At 63.8% G+C, this 8,291-nt stretch carries 5 protein-coding genes; 4 read left to right on the forward strand and 1 reads right to left on the reverse strand.

What is annotated here, in order from left to right; all coding sequences use genetic code 11:
• Window positions 1-6 precede the first annotated feature (6 nt).
• From CW360_RS12965 to CW360_RS12980, 4 genes are all read left to right on the forward strand, one after another.
• On the forward strand, window positions 7-1,167 hold the full coding sequence (locus CW360_RS12965) for a GGDEF domain-containing protein (RefSeq protein ID WP_101193982.1): 1,161 nt from the start codon (window positions 7-9) through the stop codon (window positions 1,165-1,167).
• A 66-nt stretch (window positions 1,168-1,233) separates the two neighbouring features.
• Window positions 1,234-1,722 carry a dihydrofolate reductase gene (locus CW360_RS12970; RefSeq protein WP_101193985.1) on the forward strand — a complete coding sequence of 163 codons (489 nt, stop codon included), beginning with the start codon at window positions 1,234-1,236 and terminating at the stop codon, window positions 1,720-1,722.
• Window positions 1,723-1,880: 158 nt separating this feature from the next.
• The gene (locus CW360_RS12975) at window positions 1,881-6,332 is read left to right on the forward strand and encodes an AAA family ATPase (protein ID WP_170307394.1); all 4,452 of its coding nucleotides are present in this window, start codon (window positions 1,881-1,883) and stop codon (window positions 6,330-6,332) included.
• Between the two features lie 5 nt (window positions 6,333-6,337).
• Window positions 6,338-6,883: a hypothetical protein gene (locus tag CW360_RS12980; RefSeq protein ID WP_101193984.1), complete on the forward strand. Its 546-nt coding sequence runs from the start codon at window positions 6,338-6,340 to the stop codon at window positions 6,881-6,883.
• 58 nt (window positions 6,884-6,941) lie between these two features.
• On the opposite strand, the gene CW360_RS12985 is transcribed toward CW360_RS12980, so the two are convergent.
• Window positions 6,942-8,273, reverse strand: coding sequence for an IS4 family transposase (locus tag CW360_RS12985; RefSeq protein ID WP_170307333.1), 1,332 nt, complete (start codon window positions 8,271-8,273; stop codon window positions 6,942-6,944).
• Between the last annotated feature and the right edge of the window lie 18 nt (window positions 8,274-8,291).

Here is an 8,291-nt window from a genome sequence, read left to right on the forward strand (position 1 = left end):
GCCAGGATGAAACCGGCTTATCTGTCCCAGGTGCACGCCGAATCGCCCTATCTGCTGCAATTGCAGGCGGGCTTCCGCCGTCTGGCCTTTGCCGGCGCCCTGGAGGCGGAGTTTGCCGAGTATCACAACCGGCAGTTCCTGCGCCGCATGCGCGGGGCTTTCCTGGTGGCCATGCTGCTCATGTTGCTGTTCGTCGTGCCGGATGTGCTGACCCTGCCGGATGGTGTGCGCCAGGCAGTGCTGGGGGTGCGCCTGGGTCTGTTGGTGCCGTTGATCAGCCTGGCCTGGCTGCTTAGCTACCTGCCCGCGGTGCGTCGCCATCTGCAATGGCTGGGGGGCGGCATTACCCTGGTCGGTGGGTTGGGCGTCAATGCGATCATCTGGCTGGCCCAGCGTGAGGGCGTGGCCTTGCCTTACGAGGGCATCATCCTCGCGACCTTCTTCTTCTACTTTCTCACCGGGTTACGTTTTCGCACCGCCGTGCTGTGTGGCTGGCTGGTGTTTGCCGGTTATGTCTGGGTGGCTCTGGACGTCGGCCTGGCGGGCGAGCCGTTGCTGTACAACCTGTTCTTCCTGGCCACCGCCAACCTGATCGGCTCGGTAGGCTGCTATTTCATGGAATATGCCGCGCGGGAAAACTTCCTGGGCCAGCAGCTGTTGCGTGAAGTGGCCGAGCGCGACTTCCTCACCGGGCTGCTTAATCGGCGAGCCTTCAACGAGCAGGCACAGCGCGTCTGGCGACTCGCCCTGCGCGAAGGCAAGGCACTGGCAGTGGCCTTGCTGGATGTCGACTATTTCAAACGCTACAACGACCATTACGGGCATGCGGCAGGAGATGAGGCGCTGCGTGCCGTGGCGCAGGTTCTGCAGGACTATGCGCGGCGGCCGCTGGACATGCTGGCACGTTTTGGTGGCGAAGAGTTCGTCGGCCTGTGGTATGACCTCAGCCAGGTCGAGGCCGAGCAACGGCTGCAGGCGCTGCGCCAGGCCATCCAGGCGCAGGCCCTGGCGCATGTCGGGTCGGAGGTGGCCGAGGTGCTGACCCTGAGTATCGGCCTGGCCTATGTCGCCCGGCCTGCCGAGCTGAGTCTGGCACAAGCACTGCAGCAGGCAGACAGTGCGCTGTACCGGGCCAAGGAGCAGGGGCGTAATGCCCTGTGCCAGTGAGCTGGCTTGCTGTGCCGCCATGGCCGCCGCTATGCTGCCGCCATGAAGACGACGCTCCCCCTGTGCATGATTGCCGCTCTGGCGGAAAACCGCGTGATTGGCCGCGATAACCAGTTGCCCTGGCACCTGCCGGCCGACCTACGCCATTTCAAGGCCCTGACCCTGGGCAAACCGGTGATCATGGGGCGCAAGACCTGGGATTCGCTGGGCCGTCCCCTGCCGGGGCGCCTCAATCTGGTGGTCAGTCGCCAGGCCGGCCTGCAGTTACCGGGTGCCGAGGTGTTCGCCGACCTGACGGCAGCGCTGGCTCGGGCCGAGCAGTGGGCACGCGAACAGGCTGTCGACGAGCTGATGCTGATCGGCGGCGCGCAGCTTTACCAGCAGGCATTGCCGCTGGCGCAACGCCTGTACCTGACCCGCGTGGCCTTGCAGCCCGAGGGCGATGCCTTCTTCCCTGATGTGCCGCTCGCCGACTGGCAGTGCCTGGTGGAGGAAGTGCACGCAGCCGAAGACGCGCTACCGGCTTATCGCTACCAGACCTGGCAGCGCCGCTGAGCCGCGCCTGGCGTTATGGCATGATGCTTTACCGACTACGGCCATGAGGGACGTAGCGTTGCAAGACCTGTCATGGAAGACCTGCTGCGGGACTTCCATGCATTCCACTGAAAACTGCCATTGCCTGGCGATGGCTATGCGAGTGTGCGATGCGGCCGATGTCTCGATGCGTTTCTGCCCTGTTTTTGCTGGCCTTGCTGGCTGGCCCGGTTCTGCCGGCGAGTGCTGGTGAGCGAACCTTGTTGCGCCATGCTGGTGTCGAGGTACGTGTTGCCGAGGATGATTGGTGTGCGGCGCAGGTGACGCTGCGTATTTATGGGCGGCGCAGCACCTTCACCGATCAGGCGCTGCTCGACAAACTGTATGGCGGCATCCGTAGTGTCCTCGGCATGGAGTGTGCCGAGGCCCGGCGTCTGCAGTTGTTGGGCCTGGTGGGGGGCAGGGAAGTCTATGCTGCGCAGGCGGCAGCCAGTGACGGCTGGCAGCTGAAGCCTCTGGACGATAGCGGTGCCAAGCCTGGCATGGCGCGCCTGTTTGGCTGGGTGGCGTTGGGGGCTGCATCATTGGCGCTGTTGGCTGCCCTGTGGTGGTGGCGGCGCACCCGGCCAGCCCGACTGGCCGCAGGGCCGCTGGCGCAGCGCGAGCCCCCCGTCGCGTCGCCCACTCCGTCACCCCGTCCTGTTGCGCTGCCTGCGGCGGCGGCCAGTCAGGTCTCGCCGGCTGCCGCGCCAGCGTCAGCCCCGGCCAGCGGGCGCCAGGCCGTGCTGCAGGAGCAGCGTGAAAAATATCAGCACAGCCTCAATCAGGTCAGTGACCAGTTGACCGAGTTGCAGATACAGCACAGCCAGCAGCAAGGCTTGCCGGCGCAGCTCAATCAGGCTTTGCAGCGTCTGGCCGAGCAGACCTTGCAGTGCCTGCGCAAGCTCTTCGCCAGTCGCCAGACCAGTTGGTCGCGAGCTTTCCTGGGGGGGTTGTACCTCGCCCCGGTATGGTCCGGTTTGCGCCGTAGCCCGCCGGTGATTTGGCTCGGCTTGCTGGCTGCATGCCTGTGGTGGGGCTGGCGCGAACGCTATGGTCTGGTGTTGGCGCCGCGCCTGGAAAGTTATGCGCCGCTGCTGCTGTTTTATCTGTTGGCCATGCCTCTCTCGGTGTTGCTGGCGCGGCGTGGACAGTCGGCGTTTTTCAAGCACGGCTTGCGCCAACAGGCGAATGCCTTGCAGGACTGGCAACTGTGCTGGGTGTATGCCGGGCAGCGGCCAGGCAAATACCAGGCTTTGCGGATCCGCCAGCAGGCTGGCAAGGTTGCCCTCGATGAGCTGGCCGTAGCGGATGGATTGCTGGCGGGCGGCGCTGAGCACGGCACGCTGCTGCTGCGTATTGGCGAGATGCTGTGGCTGCGTCAGCAAACCGCTGGCAACTGGAGCCTGATTCAGCGTCAGGCTGACAATACCTGGCTTGAGCAGTTCTCGCCGCTGTTGCTGGAAGCGCTCAAGGAGGTGTTGCCGACAGTGCGCGAACTGGGTGGCCAGTGGCAGGCCTTTGCCGAGCGGCAATGGCGTATGCGCCAGTTGCAGGCCGAGATTCCTCGTCAGGAAGGCCTGTTGCAGCGGGTCGAGCGAATTGCTGGGTTGTGGCAACCGGTAGCCATTGCGGACGCGGCCTTTGCGGCGCTGATCCGGCGTATCGACCTGTTCAACCTGGGGGATAACGCGACCCCGGCAGGCATCCTGTTGCAGGGCGAGGCGGGCAATGGCAAGGAGTTCATTGCCCGACGCATTGCCCAGTCGGTATTTGCCGAGTTCCATATGGTCGAGGCGGGGAGCCTGGCGTCGGCCAAGGACGTGCGTAACTTCTGGAACGCGCGTGTCGAAGCCAACCAGAGCTGTGTGATCTACCTGGCCTATGCCGAGCAACTGTTCGGCCAGGACGAACGCCAGGCCATGCTCGTCCAGGCCTGGCTGGATGAGTGGGAACGTCATCCGGCGGCGCGTAGCCGGATCTGGGTGGTGATGGGGGTGACGCGCAAGGAGCTGCTGCACAAGCGCTTGTTGGCAGCCTTTGGTAGCGCCGTGGTGGAGATTGTCGCACCGGATGCGGCAGGTCGCCGCCTGTTGCTGGAACAAGCCTGCCGCGACAACCAGCTGCAGGGCAACCTGCCGCCGGAAGTCGTCGACCTGAGCGCCGGGGCCTCGGTGCGCGAGCTGCTGAATATCGTCAAGGAGGCCCGCTTGCATGCCTTGCCCGGCCAGCCGACGCTGACGCATTGGCGTGCGGCTATCCAGCAGGTGCGGGGCAGCGATGCACAGCTGCGCAACGAACGCAGCACCTGGCAACGCTTGGTTCTACCTGCCGAGGTCAAGGCCCGTTTGCGTACCGCCGAGAAGATCGTTCGGGAAGCCGAACGCTACAAGGCCAATCAGTTCGAGGTGCCGAATATCCTGCTGTATGGCCCGCCCGGCACCGGCAAGACGGAAATCGCCCGCACTCTGGCCAACGAGAGTGGGGTGCGTTTCATAGTCGCCAGCACCAACGATCTCAAGGGCCGCTATGTCGGTGAAACCGGGCCCAAGGTGGCCGAGCTGTTCGCCCGGGCGCGTAGCCAGGCGCCGTGCATTCTGTTTATTGATGAGATCGATGCGATTACTGCGCGGCGTGATGGCGAAGGTGGTGATTCCTTCGTCAAGGATGCGGTCAATGCCATGCTCACCGAAATGGACGGGGTACATCAGCAGCGTGGCGATGTGGTGGTATTGGCGGCAACCAACCATATGGAGAACATCGACAGCGCGATCCTCAGCCGTTTTACCGAGAAGATCGAGATTCCCCTGCCGGACGAAGCCGGGCGCGCGCAGATTCTTGCCGGTTTGCTGGCGGATTGCCGGCTGGCCGAGGATCTGCATGCCGAGTCGCTGGCGCGCGAGCTGAGCCCGCTGCTCAAGGGCAAGAGTGGTCGCGACCTGCTGCAGTTGGTGCGCAAGGCAAAAAACCGCAGCCTGCGTGAGGCGGATGATCCCGAGCAGGCACGCCTGTCCGCTGAACACCTGAGGGGCGAGCTGGCGCCGCAAGCTGCGCCAGCGCTCGACGAGGCTCAGTTGCAGCAGAGCTGGGCGCAGATCGTGCTCAAGGAGACCACGCGCGACGCCCTGATGGCGAAGATTCGTCTGTTCAGTAGCGGTGACAAGGCGGCCCCGCGAGGTTTGTTGCTGTACGGCCCGCCGGGCACCGGCAAGACCGAGATAGCCCGGCGCATTGCCGATTCCGCAGGGTGTCGCTTCCTCGCCCTGTCGGCGCCGGATCTCAAGGGCAGTCACCTGGGACAGACCGCACAGAAAGTCCGCGAGCTTTGGCAGCGCGCACGCGCCGCCGGACGTTGTGTGATCTTTATCGATGAGTGCGAAGGCGTATTTGCGCGGCGTGGCTCGCTCAACTCCGACAGTTTTTCCGATGAGCTGGTGCAGAGCTTTCTGGCCGAGTGGGACGGTTTGCAGGCTGCCGGGCAGATCTGGGTGGTGGGTGCCACCAACCGTGTTGACCTGCTCGACGAAGCCATCCTCTCGCGCTTTGGCCAAGGCGTGGAAATCGGTCTGCCCGATGCTGCGCAAAGGCAGCAGATCCTGGCCCTGGAACTGAGCAAGCTGGGCCGTGAAGCGAGCGTGCCAGCCTTTGCCGGCGAAGCGACCCAGGGCTGCGCCGGACGTGACCTGGCCAATCTGGTGCGCGAGCTGTGCAGCCTGGCGGCCGAACGCCAGCAGGCGCCGGACGAGGCCTTGTGGAGTGAGGTGTTGCAGCGCCAGGGCAAGGCGCAGAGTGACAAGGTTGACAGCCAGGCTGGCTGGGACAGCCTGATTCTCGCCGAAGACACGCTGGAGCGCCTGCAAACGCTGTGCGGCAGCCTGCGCAATGCCGAGCTGTTGCGTAGCCAGGGCGTACCCTTGCCCCGCGCGGCGCTCTTGTATGGCCCGCCCGGTACCGGCAAAACCCAGGTGGCGCGTACCCTGGCCAATGAAAGTGGTGTGGCGTTTATCAGCCGCAGCGTAGCCGACCTCAAGGCCGGATATGTCGGGCAGTCGGCCATCAAGGTGCGCGAAGCGTTCGAGCAGGCGCGCAGCAAGGCGCCGTGCATCCTGTTTATCGATGAAATCGAGGCCCTGGTGCCGCCACGCGGCAGCCAGGCTGCCGATGCCTTTACCGATGACATCGTCAATCAGTTGTTGCAAGAGCTGGATGGCGTCAAGCAGCAGGAGGCGGTGGTCTTCGTGCTGGCTGCCACCAATCTGCCGGAACGCATCGATGCTGCCATATTGTCGCGCTTCATGGACAAGATCGAACTGCCCCTGCCCACTCCGGCGCAGCGCAGCCAGTTGCTGCGTTTGTTCCTGGGGCGTTTGCGTACGGCATTCGATGCTGACGAGATGGCGGCACGGCTGGCCAACCAGACAGACGGCCTGGGGGGGCGTGATTTGCGCAGCCTGGTCGAGCGTGCGGTGCAGCGTGCGGCTGGCCGCGCCTTGCGCCAGGGCACGGCGGAGCGCGTGGAGTTGCAGCTGGATGATCTGTTGGCCGAGTTGCCGGCGCTCAGCCCGGCCTCTGACCCCCTTATGGAGCGATAGTCGCCATGCATCAGCATCAGCATCAGCATCAGCATCAGCATCAGCATCAGCATCAGCATCAGCATCAGCATCAGGATTTGCCTGAGTCCGAGGCTCCGTCGAGCGAACAGTTGTCCGCGCCGCTGCTGTCTGGCGAGTCGCTACAGGCCGTGCCGCTGGACAGCACCGAGCAGACCTTGCCTGCCGTGCTGGCGCGCCAGGAGACGGCCAAGGCCGGGCGTGCGGGCGAACGCAACCTGCGCGTCGAGTCGGTGCCTGTGTGGGTCAATGGCCATCGCCCCAGCTATGAGATTGTCAGTAGCCTGGAAGAACACCCCCTGGAGGTGCTGGTCGAGCAGCTTAGCTATCGCAAGCACTATCAAGGGCGTGGGCGGGTGCAGACGCAGGTCATTCCGGTTGTGCCAATAGGCACGCCCGGTCGCCTGCTGGCGCGTGATCTGCAGACGGGCGAAGAGCTGGAGGTGACCTGGCGCTGGGTGCCCCTGCATGAGCCGTCATGGTTGGGACGCTGGCTGGGGCGACTGGCGGGCTGGCTGTTCGGGCGGCGCTAACCGAGTGTTTTGCGCAGGCCTGGCAAAGTAAAAGCCCGGCACTAGGCCGTAATGCTGTTCACTTAAGCGGAGCAGCCTTTCGATCCACTGGATAACGGGTCTTTGAGATCTTCACCGTCCTTGGTCTTGATGGCCTTGGACGGTGATCCAGAAACAGCCCACCGATTCCTGCTCTCAGCTCCGACAATCGTGTTCCTGTTGCTGAAATCGGGTTGGCCGCCGCCATCACGATCAATTGCACGGCGATGTATTGAGCTACTGGTTTGAAGCGGATGTCGCCCGGAGAGCGGCCGAAGGCGACGGCTGCCTGACCGGCTTCGCGGCGGATGATGTTGTAGGCCAACAACAAGCCCCAGACCTCCTGGTAGACCAGCTCCGTTACCTTGCTGCGCAGGGTCATCGCATTCTGCTGCAGAGAGCTTTTGATATCCCGGAAGCCCAGCTCGATCTCCCAGCGCTCCTGATACAGCTTGGCGATGGTCTTGGCGCTGTAAGTATCCGCAGGCAGCGAGGTGAGCACTGTCTTGATCTTGTCCTTCACGGCGTAGCTGACTTCACGTACCTCCCAGTGCGTCGGCAGGTCGGGGTTGCGCTTTCGTGCCTGTGCCGACACCTTCATGCGCAGCAAACGATCGCCCTTGCCGTAACGAGCGACTTCCTCGCCAACCAGCCCTTGGCGGGCCGGAATCAGCCAGTGCCGGCTTTCCCCTGCGGCGCCCAGGCGCAACAGCAAGTCGGCACTCCAGAAGCCCTTATCGAACAGCGTCACCGACTGATTGGGAATCTGCTGCATAAACTCATCGGCCAAGCGCATCTCACTGCGCCGGTAGGGACTCACCTGCGCATCCAGAATCAGGTGCGAGCGCACGTTCATCAGGGCTACCAGTCGCAGCATGGGAAACGGCGTCTGGCGCTCGGTGGAGGTATTGCCGGAGCCGAAATGCTCTCGGAGTTCAGGCGTGTCTGGGGTGCGCAGGAGTGCGCCATCCACGGCCAATACTTGCAGGCCCTGCCAGGTATCGCCCTCATAGCGCTCGCAACCCCACTGGTTACCCGTCTGACGAAACAGCCACTCAACCGGATCGGCACCCAATCGTTTACGCGCCTCGGTGACACCGCTTCGGGCCAGCAGGTCGTGAGAGGCCAGCCCCTGGGCACAGATATTCAGGCGTCGTGCGACCTCATGCACCGGCTCGTCACGGAACAAGGCCATGCCAAGCACCAGCCAGAGCACCTGATCGCTGGGCAGACGCCGCCGCCTTATGGTGGCCTGGGCGGACAAGTCCAGAGCGGATGCCACCCACTCGATCGGGATGTTTTGGGTGAAGGTGCTCAGATCCGAGAAGTTGAACAGTTCACCTAAGTCGAGCAGTTGCTGTTGCAGAGACATAAAAAATCCGATGCCAGG

It is taken from the genome of Pseudomonas fluvialis, assembly GCF_002835605.1.
GTDB classification, from domain to species: Bacteria; Pseudomonadota; Gammaproteobacteria; order Pseudomonadales; family Pseudomonadaceae; genus Aquipseudomonas; species Aquipseudomonas fluvialis.

Excerpts from the sequence above, each read along its gene's own strand:
- CW360_RS12985 (WP_170307333.1), bottom strand. The coding sequence starts at position 8,273 with ATGTCTCTGCAACAGCAACTGCTCGACTTAGGTGAACTGTTCAACTTC.
- CW360_RS12970 (WP_101193985.1), top strand. The coding sequence starts at position 1,234 with ATGATTGCCGCTCTGGCGGAAAACCGCGTGATTGGCCGCGATAACCAG.
- CW360_RS12975 (WP_170307394.1), top strand. The coding sequence starts at position 1,881 with ATGTCTCGATGCGTTTCTGCCCTGTTTTTGCTGGCCTTGCTGGCTGGC.
- CW360_RS12965 (WP_101193982.1), top strand. The coding sequence starts at position 7 with ATGAAACCGGCTTATCTGTCCCAGGTGCACGCCGAATCGCCCTATCTG.
- CW360_RS12980 (WP_101193984.1), top strand. The coding sequence starts at position 6,338 with ATGCATCAGCATCAGCATCAGCATCAGCATCAGCATCAGCATCAGCAT.